Here is a 14,699-nt window from a genome sequence, read left to right on the forward strand (position 1 = left end):
TAATCGCTATACTTTTTAGACAGCTCAAAATGTTATTCGAATTATTTTACTGTGAATTGTTCAGCAACCATTTCTTGAATACGCTTTAAAGCACCTGGCTCCATTTCTTCCACTGCTGTACCTGCTTCTTCTAAAGCCTTCGCATAACGGAATTGGTGGAAAGCCTCTTCTGCTTCTTTTAAACGTCCGTTCAATTTCGGGTTCGATGCACGGTGACGATTACCGTACTGAATAATGCGTTCAATGAGCATCACATTTTCTATTAATTCATGTGCTTTTACTTTAACATCCTCTACGCAAAGTGTTGCTGCATTTAGATTATTATGAACCGTTCCCATATTAAGCGGTACTTCTTGCAAGCTTTGCATGACAACATAGATGTGCTCTGCAGCCTCATCAAGACGTGCATCCATCTCCTCAGGAATCCCTGGAATATTTGCCTTGTTTAATAAACGATCGGTATCTTGTAATATTTTCTTTAAGTTTTCGACTTGAGCGCGTGCCTTATTTTCATCTATTCGAAGTTTCTTCATTGTATTCGATAGATGCCCTTGTTCTTCATGAATTCGTTCTAGCTCTTCACTAATTTCGATTAACTCTTCCTGTAAGCTAGAATAAGCCGATTTTTCTTCCTTAACTCGCATGGCTAATAAATCATAGCGACGTTGCAGTGCTTCCAATTGTTTTAAAGCGGCTTTTGGAATTTCAGCATCCTTTTCATTTAAATGGTAACTTTGTTGCACATACGTTGCCTCATCATTCACTAACTTTGTAGAAGAAATGACATTGGTGATAGAGCTTAATAAACGATCACAATTTTGATCTACATAATTTTTAGCAATAACCTCTTTTTCAAGTAAATCATAAAAACGATCGATTTCTTCATTAATCTCTGTCACACGAGGTTTAACAACTTTTAAATTAAGCTCTGCAAGGTCCAGCTTTAATGCATCAAATTCTTTTTCATATTTATTAAGTGCATCTGTCAATTCTAAATGCTGTAAATAGTAAGATTGGTCTTCCATTTCTCGCTGACCATTACGCAATTCCTGAACCGCACCTGGTAACTTAACTTGAATTTCCGTTAAAATAGTAGGAACATCATTAATATACTCGAATGTCTGCTGAGATTCTTGATTTAAGCTAATAACAATTTCTCGTGCTTGCAAATAATTGCCTTCATTTGTCAATACATCGAACTCTTCAAATTTTTGAACAAATGTCTCCAGCTTTTTCTCCAATGCAGGTAGTGCTACACCAAATGAATGCTGATGAGCCAGCAATGTCTTTCTTGCAGAGCGATAGTATTCTTTTAATTGTTCGATTTCAATTCGATTTTTTTCTTCGCTGCCAATTAATTCATTCAGTTCTTCTAAAATATTATTTTTATCTTGGTCGCATTTTTCAATGTAATCTTCAATTTCACGTTCTATTAAGGTTGCCCTTTTAAAACGAAGTCGATTAATTTGATCCTCAGCATCAAATAGAAGAGAATCGATTTTAGTCATATGTACATCGATGACTTCATCCCAAGTATTGCGCCATCGTTCAAACATTTCTTCCGTTTCACCGTTCATGTTTAAAGATTTTACTTTTGAAATTTCTTCATTTATAGGATTATGTTGTATTTGTAATTTTTCATTTTCAAGTTTTGCAATAATTGCAACATGTTTTCTTCGCATCATAAATCCTACTATGGCTAAAATTAATAGTAGGATAATCGGAATGATGATATACTCCATCGTAAGCCTCCTATTCTACAATAAACGAATTGGCTAGTTGTATTTATTATATACTATGTTTTCGCCTTTTGTACTAAAATTTAAGTGTTTTTCAGAAAACTGTATTTTCGCTATTGTGAAATATTTAAATAGCGTATCTATAGAGCTAAAGGAGTGGTAAATTATGAAACGTGATGGGCATATACATAGTCCTTTTTGTCCACATGGCACTACGGACTCATTCAACCAATATATTGAAAAAGCAATTTCTCATCATTTCACAGATATAACATTTACAGAACACGCCCCATTGCCCAAAAGTTTTTTTGATCCAACCCCGCAACAAGATAGTGGCATGAACCCTGATGATCTCATGCCTTACATTAAAGAATTGCAACACCTGCAACAACGGTATGCACAGGATATTCGCATCCGTATCGGATTAGAGGTTGACTATATCCAAGGTTACGAACAAGAAACTCGTCAACTCCTTGATACATATGGACATTTTTTAGATGACGCTATTTTATCAGTTCATTTTTTAAAATGGCAAGATACCTTTGTATGTATCGACTTTTCTTCTGAATGCTTTATTGATTTTTCAAAGAAAGTTGGCTCTGTTGAACAGGTTTATGATTTATATTATGATACTGTCCTACGATCAATTAGAGCAGATCTTGGTCCATACAAACCAAAACGGATTGGGCACCCATCACTTATTCATAAATTCCAACTGGCGCACAACGAAAAAATCGATGATGCCCGACGTATCAGAGAAGTATTGGACAGCATGAAATGTGCGGGCTATGAATTAGATTTAAATAGTGCTGGTTTAAGTAAACAATATTGTCAGGAGCCCTATCCACCTTTTGCCTTTATCCATTATAGTCAAGCTATTCAACTACCATATGTATTTGGTTCGGATGCGCATAGCGCAGAGGATTTACATCAACACTATAATGTTATATTACCAATATAAATAATTTTTAAACGAGGTGCTTATATGTTTACACAAATTAATTACGAAGGATCTATTGCTGACCAATATCTAACATTATCAAAACAATTAGATGCACTACTCACTGGTGAAACCAATCAAATTGCCAATTTAAGTAATGCCTCTGCTCTATTAAATCAGTTTTTAACGAACATCAACTGGGTTGGTTTTTATCTCTTACAGGATAATGAACTTGTGCTAGGGCCATTCCAGGGTCTTCCTGCCTGTGTTAGAATCCCTATTGGACGTGGTGTTTGTGGTACAGCTGTGGCAACGAGAGAAACAATTGTTGTAAAAGATGTACACGATTTTCCAGGGCATATTGCTTGTGATGCGGCCTCACAGTCTGAAATTGTTATACCGCTGCTGAAACAAGGTGAGATCATTGGTGTATTAGATATTGATAGTCCTATTGTGAATCGCTTTTCAGAGGAAGATCGCAATGGCTTAGAGGAATTTGTTAAAACACTACTCAATCATTTATAATAAAACAACAAAAATTACCCTGAAATGTTTTATATTGTCATTTCAGGGTAATTTATTTAAACAACTATTCATTATATTGTGCTTCATCAAACCTATAAATTTGTTTGATACGAACCGTTATGAGTACAAAAACGATTTTTCCCACTATTTTTTGCTTCATACAAGGCTGTATCAGCATGTAAAAACACAGATTGGAATGCTGGTCGATCTCGCTCATCCCATGTTATAAGCCCCGCAGAAATTGTAACTTGTGGATCTGTGGCACTTGGGATTACTTTCACAATGGTTGATGCTAATTCTAAAGCTTCTTTTTCATTGATATTAGGCACATAGACAGACATTTCTTCTCCACCCCATCTTGCGCAAATCCCACGACTTCCAATCGTCTCTTTTAATTGAACCGCAATCTGTACAAGAATTTTATCTCCAACTTGGTGACCGTACGTATCATTAATACGTTTAAAATTATCAATATCAATTAACAAAAACATACCAGATTGATCATATTCAAGTGATTTTTCTACAAACTGATCGAGGTAACTGCGAGCATATAGTTTCGTTAAATGATCCAAATCGACCATTTCCTGAAGCTGTGTTCGTAAAATTGAATTTGCAATGGCTAACGATGAGTGGTGAATTAAAGATTGCATTAATTTGAAACTATCGAACGAAAAGAAATATGGCTCTTTATGTAAGACAATACTAAAACCATTAATCTTTTCCTCCATAAGTATAGGAATCGCCATAATAGAACGATACTCAATTTGATTAGGAGTTAGACGGCTGAAATCGGCAACAAATAGTGGATCATTCGTTTGAGCAAAATGCTGTTCAACATGTTTTATATAACTTTGACCATTTTCTGAATGGAACAAGGAGGTACTTGCACCTGTTATTTCAAATGTATCGTGTTTTTTAAATGCGAAACAAACTTCCATTGGCTGAAAAGATTTCAGTAACTGCTTTTGTAGGAAAAGTAACATTTCATGAATGTCAATTCGCATATTTAAACGATGCGATGTTTCATTAATGAGTTGTAAGTCACTTACGAGGCGATGCGATTGATGATATAATTTTGCATTTTCAAGAGCATTTCCTGACGCTTGCGCCAGCATCCGTACAAAATCTTTTTCAGTTGTTGAAAAAAGATAAGTCGTGGGAGCACTTACTTGCAAGATGCCATAGATAGCTTGCCTGCCCTTAATAGGTGCATTTAACAACCGACAATTTAAATCGCTCGCTAACTCTGTCGTTAACTCTCCTGATACAAAGGCTTCAATTGTAGCAGGTCTTTCAGATAAATAATCAAAAAGCTTAATATCGATGGTCGTGTGTCGATCTTGATCATTCGATAATATCAGCTCCACATTAAATTCAGGGAAATTATCCCGTATATTTTTTAATACATTTTCTAAAATTAAATCAATATCCATTGTTGAATGAAATAAATCAGTCATGTTATATAGTTTTCTATATTGGTCTTCATTTATTTTGACATCTAAATTGTCTCTAATCATTTGAAGAACCTTTGAAAGTATTTCTATACACTCTTCACCGTACTCCGAGGTCATAAAGTCTGTCCAAGACTCTGTTGCCTCCACAAGTAATACACCAATGGGATTTTTGCCCTCTGCTTGGAAAAGCACCATATCTGTCATCATTGAATAGGCTTGTCTTGCTTTTAATATATAAGGAATTTTCACTACTTTTTGTTGATAAAAACTAGCTTCGATCATCAGCCATGACACAGCATTTAGCTTTGTTTCAATTGTTAATGAAGCCATCTCTTCAATAGGTATTAAAGAATTACCTTCAAAACTGAGAAAAGCAGCATTGTCAATTTTCAAGCGCTTCTTTAGAAACTGTTTCAATGAACAAAAATACCCATTAAAACTAGTTTGTTCTTCATAAGAACTCACCCAAAAGCTCAAAACATCAGATTTTATATATTTTAGCGTTTGTAAATGGTCTGTCATGAAATCACCTTTTCTATATAACGTCCAAATCAATTACTATTAACTTATAATATATTATACATAATTTGTGTCATTTTGACTATGTAATTATCCCTTACTTTTACAATTTACATTACACAGCGTATCATTAACTATTCCTATATCATTTAAAATAGATAGTGAGGAATTTCCTACTATGTTCTTTTACAAATTTTTAAAAGCAAATAATTGACGTCCTTGTCCTAAGCAGTTACAATGGAGGTTGTGTAAAATAAACGCAGCAGTGGTATAAGCTTATGATTGTATTTTATTCCTCTATTTTCTGATATACAACTACTTGAGATTCTCAGTAATGAAAATTAGATGGTGTATTGCGTAACCTAACGGCTGCATAGGCGAAAGTACATGAAAATAAAATGCGTGTAAGAACGGGTACTACTGGTTTTTGTTTTACAACAAAAAAACCAAATTTAAAGGAGGAGACAACAATATGTCTCGTTATACAGGTCCATCTTGGAAATTATCACGTCGTCTTGGTATCTCACTAAGCGGTACAGGTAAAGAAATCGAAAAACGCCCTTACGCACCAGGTCAACACGGTCCAAACCAACGTAAAAAATTATCAGAATACGGTTTACAACTTCAAGAAAAACAAAAACTTCGTCATATGTATGGTATGAACGAACGTCAATTCCGTACACTATTTGACCGTGCTGGTAAAATGAAAGGTGTTCACGGTGAAAACTTCATGATCCTTCTTGAAACTCGCCTTGACAACTTAGTTTACCGTTTAGGTTTAGCTCGTACTCGTCGTGGTTCTCGTCAATTAGTTAACCATGGTCACATCTTAGTAGATGGCAAACGCGTTGATATCCCATCATACAGCGTAAAACCAGGTCAAACGATTTCTCTTCGTGAAAAATCTCAAAACCTTGCTGTAGTAGTAGAAGCTATCGAAGTAAACAACTTCGTACCTGACTACTTAACATTCGATGCTGACAAAAAAGAAGGTACATTCACTCGCCTTCCAGAGCGTTCTGAATTATCAGCTGAAATCAACGAATCATTCATCGTAGAGTACTACTCTCGTTAATTTTTTAACGTTAGATTACTTCGGATTCTTAAACCTCGCAACCTTGGTATATCAAGTGTTTGCGGGGTTTTTGTTTTGTTTTCATCTTTAGATATTTAACGATTTTTTACTGGGGGTTTGGGGGAGCGACTGGGGGAGCGTTTTTTTCGCTTATAATTATATTCATAAACAACCAGCGGACAGGTGTACATTTCTTCAAAACGATTTATTTGTATTATATAAATAAAAAGGTCACTCAAATGAGTAACCTTTTAATTTTTTTGTGGATAACAAGAATACATAAAGTGAATATTAAGGTTTTCTCTTTTGTTACATTGCTTTAATAACATTTCATACATTGTTTGCACAGTCGGAGTTTCACTATTGGAAAAGAGTTGAAATTGCATTAAATCAGTTAGCCAATAATCATTAATTTCATTAAGGGTATTGTCCCACCAGTCTAAAATATTGGACATGGAAGTCGGTGGTGTTACACTAATCACTTCAGAAAACTCATATAATAATTCCAATAATATATGTTCCATATTTTACCTCCGTTAAAATGAGGACATTCACTTTTAATCACAACTGTTTTTAGTTATAATTAATTTTGGTAGTGAGTGAATGTCACTCGAAATTTTCCACATCTCAAGTTCCAGCTTGAGATGTGTTTTTTATTTTTCTTATTTTTATATCTATCATCTCCGTTACAGTTTACAGAACAAACGTTCCAATTTTGTCTGTTACTTTTATGGTAGCACTGGAATCATTATTTTTAAATGGGTTTCACACCCAATTGAAAAATATTTGTACAGTTCTTACACCGTTCGACAAATTTCTCGTTTTCAAAGCGAAAAAACCGCAACAACATCTCCGTTTGGTGTCAATATTACTTTTTTTACCAATATTCTTCTCTTGCATTTATATAACCCATAAAACGCAAAATTGCCTTCTTCCTCCATATAAGAATAAACTTTTAAAAATACACATCTACTGCGGATCCTTTCGAAATAATAAATAGCTAAAAGCTGTAATGTCTCGATGTCCATACTTCAGTATTTGTATTTTTTTAAAATCTAATCTTTGTATGTATAAAAGCTATACTGACAACCACTTCCATTATTGATACAATTTAAGTGTTACAAATATATTACATAAAAGGAGACAACTTATATGAAGAAAATAATTTTTAGCGCAGCATTGGTATTAAGTCTTGGACTAGCAGCTTGTGGAGAAACTGCTACAAAGGATGAATCAACTAAAGATGACCAAAAACCTGTATCAGCTGAGGCTGAGAAAACTAATTCTGAAGCAGAAGTAGAAACTAAAGCTGAAGAAGAAAATGTTCCTAGAGAATATAAATCGGCATTAAAGAAAGCAGAGGATTATGCCAAAAATATGCAAATGTCAAAGTTGGGAATTTATGACCAATTGACTTCTGAATATGGAGAGAATTTTCCCGCAGAAGCTGCTCAATATGCAGTGGATAACATTGTATTTGATTGGAAAGAAAATGCATTAAAAAAAGCTCAGTCATACGCAGAAATGAGTATGTCAGATTCAGCTATTTATGACCAATTAATTTCAGAATATGGAGAAAAATTTACTCCAGAAGAAGCTCAGTATGCTATTGATAATTTAAAATAAGTAATGCACTCCACATGAAGAATGTGGAAGTCACATCAAAGGTCACTCAAATGAGTGGCTTTTTTTATACATAAAAAACAGGCCTCATATGAGTACCTGTTTTTTTATTTCTTCAAATATTTAAATATCAACTCTTCTGTATGGGTTTTTAGCGCTTGATTAGCATACTGATGCACTTCATCCTCGCCAGGCGTTCTTATTGTTACCTCGCTAAAATGTTCACTTATTTTCATCCATTTAACTACTTCTATTTTATTTTTAGCTAACAGGCGCTTTTTGTTGTAATAATCGTTTCGTATATCCTTTAAAAGTGCATCTACAATATTGATGTAGACTTTGCCCATTTTCAGATTTGTTAAGCTGTCATAATCACGCTGTAATGATTTGATGGCCATATCTAGTTTTATATATTCATAAAGTGCTTGGCGATCTTCTCTGTTAATCATCTGAGTCAACCAAAGTAGCTTTTTGAATTTTATCGAATGTAATACGCTTCACAGATAAATCAGTGTCTAGTAATAGTTCCTTTTTATACGCATCGGTACCAGTGACTTTCCCTACTTCATCATGCAACTTATTTTGTTCCCATAATGTTAATCTCACAAGCTTTTGCATCTTATAAGCACGCTGGATGGTATTCTCTATCTCTTCAAGCTCCCATTCAGTTAAATCACGCTTTTTATCATAAAATTGCTCCTGTTTCCATGTTTTAATGAGGTCAAGATGTTCTGGTAGCATCATAGCAGTCCATTTTTTAGATCCTCTGTCGTTTAACATCACAATCACTCTCCACTAATATTCGATATCTGAAATTTTTAGGATATCTAAAAAATGCACCTTATGATTATTCATGTACTTATCTTTAATATGGATTAGTTTTGTATTTGCATCCATTTTTGTTATGGTACCTTCTAATGGTTCATCGCATTTGTAGATGCTAAAAACTTTGGGCTGTTTTTCCTCCATTGCTTCGGTTAGCGCGTTTGCCATTTCTTCTAAGTCAAATTCATCACGATCTGGGTGTTTCGGATCTTTCTTTTTAGTAGGCGTTTTAGTTTTTGCCATTTTAGCCACTCCTTTTAAGAACATTTGTTTGTATATATTATAGAACTAACGTTCGTATATTTCAAGGTGTTATTTATTCTCCTTTTTCCCTTTTTCGATAAGTTTTACTAAACTGAACAATTTATTATCATACTATTTGTATAGTTTTTGGGATATAATTTCATAGAAACTAAATATTACCGGAGGTTTACTATGAATACTTTGAAGTCATTAATTTTTCCTCAAGACCTGAATAGATTAAGTAAAAGCATTTTAAAGGATATATGTAATGATCTGACATTAGAATCAACGGGAAATGTCAATGAATTAACAAATAGAGTATGGTCTTCATTTGGTCAAATTGAGGGAAGTACACTTGAAAAGATATACAAAAACATCTTTGCGGGGGCAATTTCTTTAGCATGGTATCGTACTACAAATGAGGAAGGTTTAGTTGGGCTTAAACAAAATATTATCCAAAACATGCCTTTTAATCCATTTGAAGAGGTGATTACTCCAAATAGTACAGAAATTCCTAATGAACCATCTATAATTGCTGCTACCGAAATTGATGGACCTTCTAAGTATCTTCTTCGATTCATTCATAGAGCGGGTGTAAGCGTTGACTATTATTTAGCTGACAGAAGAGAATACATTAAACACGAAATTACTACAGTTTATATTGATGAAGTTAAGGGAATAATTGAAGTAAGAGCAAGTTCTACATCAGCAAAAAAGGTTATATCTGGATTAGCTGCAATTTTGAATGAAACATATGACTTTAAACAGTTTGATTTTTTAGAAAGTTACAATGGTGACTTAGAATTATTAGCTGACGCATTACAAGGTCAATTAATTGATGCTATAGGGAGACCAGAAGGTTTGGTAGAGAGTTTTGAAGAAACTCAAGGCCAATCAATTGTGAGCATACTATCTGCCATTGACGAATATTATAATAATGGCGAATTAACCATACTAGAAGAAAATTTAAATAGTGAAGATATTACTGGTATTTTAGAAACTACCCCATTCACTTTACTACTTTTAAGTGGTCTTGAAACGATAGGTTTGGGAAGTATTCGAGAACTTAGAGGGCTACCTTTATACGATTATTTAGAGCCTTATCTTGCAAAGCAAAAAGGTTCTATATTGTTTGAGCATGCTGAAAGTGGAGTTGTGCAAGTTTATTCGATTCGAATTGGTGTAAAATCAAAAACATTTAAATTCAACGTATTTGCGTCTGAACACGTATTAGATTATATTAGAGAAAAAATGTTTTAATTAACTAACTGAGAGGGTGAAATTTATGCGTGATATTAAACCATGGGAAGTAAATAAAATTTTTAATGAAGCACTTGAAACTATTGCTGTTAGTCAAGTGAAGAAATTTTACCCAAGTTATATTGCGAAAATGACCGAATTACCTCTCGGTGTAGTTATAAATAAACTGAAAGAATTAGAAGAACAGGAAGCTCTAAAAATTAAACACGAATTTCTTTGTGAAGAATGTTGTAGAAGCATTTTAACAGTTAATCAGAATGATTTTTTCGATCCTGAAGTTACTTGCTTGTATTGTGGAACTGAAAATAACTTTGATCCTTTGGATGCAATACCAATAATTGAATTAGATGACGGTTATAGAGAGAGTTTTTCAAAAAAAAAGCCTTTAACAAGAGAACTAATGTTAGTTTAGAAGCTTATAATAAACCTTTAAGTTTAAAAGAAATAATACCTATTTTAAAGAGAGAAGGTTTATTAGAAGAAGTATCGAAGGTTGGGAATGTAAACATTATAATAAATACAGGAGATGCTTATATGAACGAATCTAGTAAATACAGCGGTTTTACTTTTGGAAATAACAATGGTAACTTTAACCTTGAAAATAATGGTACTTTAAACCAAGGGTTTGCTAAAACAGATGAGGATATAGGAACTGCACTAAAGCAGATTAATGAAGAAATTAAAAAACTTTCAGAAGATAAAAGAGAAATAGCCGAACCACATTTTGACCTTCTTCAAACTCATTTAAAAAGTGGGGATAAAGAGAAAGCTAAGAAACCACTAGAAAAATTAAACACTTTATTAGGCTCTGTGGGTTCTATTCTGACTATTGCTTCATTTTTAGGATTTGGACTCCCTTTAAAATAGAATTCTTTATTATTAAAAAATGCCCAGGCTCAAAATTGAGTACCTGGGCTTTTTTAGTGATTATTTTACTTCGTATAATTTGGTTGTTTTGCTTTCGTTATTATAAATGAGCTTTAATCCTAACAAGTCCGCAACATCTCTAACTGGAACATGCATCTTACCATCAATAATCAGAGCATTAACGGTCTTCACATCATTGAACATGACCTTCGCTCCTGTAATTTGCTCCTCTTTCTGTGTATGTTCAGTTTGTATTTTTGTGTAACCTAAATGAGCTGCAAATACTTCTGCGATGGCAGCGCAAATGGCAGCAAAGTTCCTATGGTACAATTCGACATCAGCTTTGCTATCTACAAAACAAATCTCAAGAAGAATAGCAGGCTTAGTCGTATTTTTTAGGAAATATAACTCTGTACGTTGTTTTGCTCCACGATTTTTAAGTCCTGATGCTTTGGAAATAGCAGCGCTAACCTTAGCTGACAAATCTTTTTCATCATAATAAAGAACCTCAACCCCTCTTGGTCCATCGATGACGCTTGCTGCATTAAAGTGGATGCTCCAATCCAAATCACGTTGTTGCCCATTATGATAGTTCACGATTGTCTGTAGATTTTGATTTTGAGTAGTCGAGGTATTGTCATGGAACACTGAGCCAGCACCAGTGTATTCAGTAGTAAGGAGTCTATGAACCTCATTAGTTACTTTTCTAGCCTCATCTACTTCATCGATAAAATGCTTGGCACCTCTAATTTTTAAACCATGGCCACTAGATCCTACGAACTTTTTAGTCATTACTATCATCCTTTCGAGCGTATCCCATAGCTCTTTCACTATCATTCATTCCTGGTGTTGTTGGATCGCTCACGACACCAAATAGAACTAATAAAGCGAGCACAGTGTTAAATAACTCTGTAAATCGCTCGTTATAAATTGTTGTATCATAACCGAATAATGCCCCGATTTGTTGAATGATTAGTAGCAACAATGCAAATGCTCCCACTAAAAAAGGTTTGTGTTTTAAACGTACTTTCCAGTTGATTTTCATAATATATTTCCTCCTAAAAGATGTGTTTTTCCATGCGGTCCATTCGACCTTCAAGTGATGTTAAGCTTTTGCTGATTTCACGCATTGCATTAGCTTGTTCACCTTGGGCTGCTGTTAATGCTTCTAAATTTTCCATGAGTTTTTGTTCACGTTTTGCAGAATTCCAAAAAACATAAACTACTAAGCAAATACACAGAATTGACCATACTACTTGTGAATTTGCTACCTGACTTGCTGCTGTTACCGTTGTTACTGGATCCATTACATCACCAATCCTTTGCCCTATTTAAAATAAAAAGCCATGAGAAGCATCGAGAATCAGTAACATGTACCGTTGCCCATCTCGATTGTTCTCATAGCCCACAAAAAACACAAGCTTATGCTTGCGCCTCAAAATCTTGCTTCGTGATTTCTTTATACTGTTCAGGTGTGATTTCACCGAACGGATTTGCATCAGTTTTAACTACGATTCTTAACTGTTCAGCAGTTACCCACTTGTACATAAAAGCGATTTGCCAAAATTCCATCAGCTCCCACCACCTTTCATTGAAATGACATCTAATTTTAGTTGTGTAAGCTGAGAGCCAAGGTTATTGATCAGGAGGTCTTTTTGAATGCCTTTCATCTTCTCCTGTGCTAGTTGTTCACCTAATGACATCACTTGCTCCTCGGTTGTGAGTATTGACCCAACCTTTTCTAGTGGACCTAATTCTCCACCAGGTAGCCTTTTTCTTCGTAGCATTATTCCAACACCCCCCAAATTAAATAAATTTTATTGTCTATGTTTACATTAGCTCTGGAAGTAGTCAGTTTAAGAATGATATTATCCTTCGGTTCTACAGTTTCGTGGTAATATTCATCTTCAACAATTCCCTCTGAAACTTCTACGATGTTTTCTGGATCTGCTTCGAGTAAGATATATTGCTCCTGCTCGCCAGCTAATGTCATCGATAGCTCAACCGTTAAATCAAGGTCCTCATCTCGCTGTACCCAAATTAAAACGCCTCTTGCTGAACCTTTAGGAGGAGAAATCTTATGCCTCGCTACAGATTGCAAAATAGGCGTGTTTACAGTGTTTTTATTAAGTTTTATCGTCTTGCTAGTCTTTGCTCCATAATTGTCGACTACCTCAACGATAATTGTATTTTCTCCAACTTTTAACTGAGCTAATAACACTTCAAACTCCCATGCCCCGCCTGAACCATCGTAGATATCTACCGCATTACCTGCATTGATACGATAAGACACTTTAACATTAGCGTTCGCATCTGGATCGCCTGAAGTGCCACTGATTGTAAATTTATCAGTATCTATAATTCCGCTCGGTGTAATAGCATCTATAGCAAGCAATGGCGCTCGGTTAGGAACAACATAAAATGTACGCTCTACAGTGGTAGATTGTCCACCTTCGCTGTCAACTGCCCAAACTTTAAGTGTATGGGCTACTCCATCAGCTAAAACTCCTGTAATAGCGACCTCTCCATCAAACAGTTTTGAGCCTTTAAAAATTAACTGTTTCGATAGTGATATTTGTGTCTGGCTCAGATTTGTTGCTAGTACTTTACGAGGTTCATTGTTAATTTGGTAATATGCTGTGACTGATTGATCTGCATCGGTGTCGTGAGCATTGCCTGCGATGTTAAATGTGTCGTTTTCATATAACGTTTGATTGTTGGTTGGTGACGATAATGTAATAGTAGGTGTTGCGTTATGGACGACTGTTCCATTTATAAGATTGGTCTCGGGGTTAATACACAACACTGGTCTTACATACACTCCTGCCAGTCCCGGGGAATAGTCTGCTAATAAATGACCAGACGCCACAACACGATAAACAGAATTGTTCGTTGACGGTGTAAGAGTCCAAAAAGGTTCTGTAGGCTTTGACAATATTGTGTCCGCAAAATATTTCGTCCACTCGGAATGAGATAACAGTCCAACGCGTGCAGTTACTTTCACTTCAGATTCTTTGTTCGGAAGACCGGCGTGCCATATTTTTTGTAATATCAATGATCTATCTGCCGCGGACAACGCGTTGTAATATTCGTTATTTAAATAACTGCGTATGCTACTCGTACCAAATACATTTTGATTAGAATTATCGAATTTCATTTCGCCTACATGTGTATTTTTAAACAAATACCCTGTACTCGGTTCAAGTAACGTCCATGGACTGCCTGCGAAATTAATAACCGTTCCGGGTGCTTGGTCTTTTAGTTTGCCGTTTGCTAGGGAAATCCGTTCAATGATTGTCGTGAAGGTTAGGTTAGGACCACCGTTCGTATCTGTAACTATGGAAAATCCACTTAAATCATCGCTTTTATCAAACGTCACATCATTCCCCGATTTATATGCAGATGTTGTCCCTTTACAAGTCAGTGTTGTTGACTTTACCCTACCTTGAAGGTCATAAATCAACACACGAAGTCGATAACGGTATTTTTGGAAATCTAGAGTGATGCTTTTTTCCGGTCCTGATGTAGTTAGTACAATAAAACTTGTAGATCCGCCATTTCTCACTAAGGTAAACGCGGTTGAATACGTGGTACTGAAACTATTGCTATCTACTAGTTCCCAAGCCATC

At 35.0% G+C, this 14,699-nt stretch carries 19 protein-coding genes; 7 read left to right on the forward strand and 12 right to left on the reverse strand.

Translation table 11 applies throughout. From position 1 onward, the window contains the following. Positions 1-41: 41 nt before the first annotated feature. Entirely contained in the window at positions 42-1,742 is a 1,701-nt protein-coding gene (gene ezrA / locus MHB65_RS17790; RefSeq protein ID WP_342441211.1) for a septation ring formation regulator EzrA, read from the reverse strand. 163 nt (positions 1,743-1,905) lie between these two features. Here ezrA and hisJ point away from each other — a divergent pair, with 163 nt between their 5' ends. Together hisJ and MHB65_RS17800 are read left to right on the forward strand one after the other, a co-directional pair. Further along, positions 1,906-2,700 (forward strand): histidinol-phosphatase HisJ, encoded by a 795-nt coding sequence (gene hisJ / locus MHB65_RS17795; RefSeq protein ID WP_342441212.1) that lies wholly within the window; start codon positions 1,906-1,908, stop codon positions 2,698-2,700. Positions 2,701-2,724: 24 nt separating this feature from the next. Further along, a complete protein-coding gene (locus tag MHB65_RS17800) occupies positions 2,725-3,204 on the forward strand; it encodes a GAF domain-containing protein (protein WP_342441213.1) in 480 nt (159 codons plus the stop codon). A 92-nt stretch (positions 3,205-3,296) separates the two neighbouring features. Here MHB65_RS17800 and MHB65_RS17805 read toward each other — a convergent pair whose 3' ends face one another. Then, a complete protein-coding gene (locus MHB65_RS17805; RefSeq protein ID WP_205444992.1) occupies positions 3,297-5,180 on the reverse strand; it encodes a GGDEF domain-containing protein in 1,884 nt (627 codons plus the stop codon). Between the two features lie 469 nt (positions 5,181-5,649). On the opposite strand from MHB65_RS17805, the gene rpsD reads away from it, so the two are divergent. Then, positions 5,650-6,252, forward strand: a complete 603-nt coding sequence (gene rpsD / locus MHB65_RS17810; RefSeq protein ID WP_205444994.1) for a 30S ribosomal protein S4 — start codon at positions 5,650-5,652, stop codon at positions 6,250-6,252. Between the two features lie 251 nt (positions 6,253-6,503). On the opposite strand, the gene MHB65_RS17815 is transcribed toward rpsD, so the two are convergent. Next, positions 6,504-6,776, reverse strand: coding sequence for a hypothetical protein (locus tag MHB65_RS17815; protein WP_342441214.1), 273 nt, complete (start codon positions 6,774-6,776; stop codon positions 6,504-6,506). 628 nt (positions 6,777-7,404) lie between these two features. Here MHB65_RS17815 and MHB65_RS17820 point away from each other — a divergent pair. Next, complete coding sequence (locus MHB65_RS17820) at positions 7,405-7,878, forward strand: Ltp family lipoprotein (protein WP_342441215.1); 474 nt, start codon at positions 7,405-7,407, stop codon at positions 7,876-7,878. Between the two features lie 104 nt (positions 7,879-7,982). Here MHB65_RS17820 and MHB65_RS17825 read toward each other — a convergent pair whose 3' ends face one another. Genes MHB65_RS17825 through MHB65_RS17835 form a run of 3 tightly spaced genes read right to left on the reverse strand, consistent with a single transcriptional unit; the run spans position 7,983 to position 8,943 of the window. Next, a complete protein-coding gene (locus MHB65_RS17825) occupies positions 7,983-8,324 on the reverse strand; it encodes an aconitate hydratase (protein ID WP_342441216.1) in 342 nt (113 codons plus the stop codon). After that, positions 8,317-8,655 (reverse strand): YolD-like family protein, encoded by a 339-nt coding sequence (locus MHB65_RS17830; RefSeq protein ID WP_342441217.1) that lies wholly within the window; start codon positions 8,653-8,655, stop codon positions 8,317-8,319. Before MHB65_RS17830 ends, MHB65_RS17825 begins: the two co-directional genes overlap by 8 nt. A gap of 15 nt (positions 8,656-8,670) precedes the next feature. Then, entirely contained in the window at positions 8,671-8,943 is a 273-nt protein-coding gene (locus MHB65_RS17835) for a YolD-like family protein (protein ID WP_342441218.1), read from the reverse strand. Between the two features lie 192 nt (positions 8,944-9,135). Here MHB65_RS17835 and MHB65_RS17840 point away from each other — a divergent pair, with 192 nt between their 5' ends. The 3 genes from MHB65_RS17840 (at position 9,136) to MHB65_RS17850 (ending at position 11,070) form a co-directional block, all read left to right on the forward strand. Then, positions 9,136-10,203 (forward strand): hypothetical protein, encoded by a 1,068-nt coding sequence (locus tag MHB65_RS17840; RefSeq protein WP_342441219.1) that lies wholly within the window; start codon positions 9,136-9,138, stop codon positions 10,201-10,203. A 25-nt stretch (positions 10,204-10,228) separates the two neighbouring features. Further along, positions 10,229-10,615, forward strand: coding sequence for a hypothetical protein (locus MHB65_RS17845; protein WP_342441220.1), 387 nt, complete (start codon positions 10,229-10,231; stop codon positions 10,613-10,615). 122 nt (positions 10,616-10,737) lie between these two features. Continuing rightward, the gene (locus MHB65_RS17850) at positions 10,738-11,070 is read left to right on the forward strand and encodes a hypothetical protein (protein WP_342441221.1); all 333 of its coding nucleotides are present in this window, start codon (positions 10,738-10,740) and stop codon (positions 11,068-11,070) included. 60 nt (positions 11,071-11,130) lie between these two features. On the opposite strand, the gene MHB65_RS17855 is transcribed toward MHB65_RS17850, so the two are convergent. From MHB65_RS17855 to MHB65_RS17880, 6 genes are all read right to left on the reverse strand, one after another. Beyond that, the gene (locus MHB65_RS17855) at positions 11,131-11,862 is read right to left on the reverse strand and encodes an N-acetylmuramoyl-L-alanine amidase (protein ID WP_342441222.1); all 732 of its coding nucleotides are present in this window, start codon (positions 11,860-11,862) and stop codon (positions 11,131-11,133) included. Continuing rightward, positions 11,855-12,115: a phage holin gene (locus MHB65_RS17860; RefSeq protein WP_342441223.1), complete on the reverse strand. Its 261-nt coding sequence runs from the start codon at positions 12,113-12,115 to the stop codon at positions 11,855-11,857. Before MHB65_RS17860 ends, MHB65_RS17855 begins: the two co-directional genes overlap by 8 nt. Before the next feature lie 13 nt (positions 12,116-12,128). Then, positions 12,129-12,377 (reverse strand): BhlA/UviB family holin-like peptide, encoded by a 249-nt coding sequence (locus tag MHB65_RS17865; protein WP_342441224.1) that lies wholly within the window; start codon positions 12,375-12,377, stop codon positions 12,129-12,131. 115 nt (positions 12,378-12,492) lie between these two features. Next, entirely contained in the window at positions 12,493-12,642 is a 150-nt protein-coding gene (locus MHB65_RS17870) for an XkdX family protein (RefSeq protein WP_342441225.1), read from the reverse strand. Beyond that, positions 12,642-12,857, reverse strand: a complete 216-nt coding sequence (locus tag MHB65_RS17875) for a hypothetical protein (protein WP_342441226.1) — start codon at positions 12,855-12,857, stop codon at positions 12,642-12,644. Before MHB65_RS17875 ends, MHB65_RS17870 begins: the two co-directional genes overlap by 1 nt. Next, positions 12,857-14,698, reverse strand: coding sequence for a DUF6273 domain-containing protein (locus tag MHB65_RS17880; RefSeq protein WP_342441227.1), 1,842 nt, complete (start codon positions 14,696-14,698; stop codon positions 12,857-12,859). Before MHB65_RS17880 ends, MHB65_RS17875 begins: the two co-directional genes overlap by 1 nt. Position 14,699: the final 1 nt, after the last annotated feature.

Origin of the sequence: Lysinibacillus sp. FSL K6-0075 (assembly GCF_038592945.1) — a bacterium.
Lineage (GTDB): Bacteria > Bacillota > Bacilli > Bacillales_A > Planococcaceae > Lysinibacillus > Lysinibacillus fusiformis_F.